Annotated in this window: 1 protein-coding gene; it reads right to left on the reverse strand. The window is 34.8% G+C overall.

Annotated elements, in window-relative coordinates:
• On the reverse strand, positions 1-244 hold a 244-nt coding region (locus ELQ05_RS08195), incomplete at both ends, for an Asd/ArgC dimerization domain-containing protein (protein WP_279586066.1).

The raw sequence follows: 244 nt of genomic DNA on the forward strand, positions 1-244 counted from the left end.
GTATGAGGAAATGTTTGAGCTTCAAATTCATCAAGCTTGAAAGCAAAAAAGCTTTGCATTGCGCGAACCAATTCTTCCATACCTTCCTTACCTGCTCCACTTGCTGCTTGATAGGTACTTACATCCACACGCTTTAAATCAAAAGCATCATTTAAAGGTTTTAAAATATGCACCATTTGTATAGTTGAACAATTTGGATTTGCAATGATACCTGTTTTTTTCCATTCTTTAATATCTTCAGGAT

It is taken from the genome of Campylobacter sp. US53, assembly GCF_004378995.1.
Classification (GTDB): Bacteria; Campylobacterota; Campylobacteria; order Campylobacterales; family Campylobacteraceae; genus Campylobacter_D; species Campylobacter_D jejuni.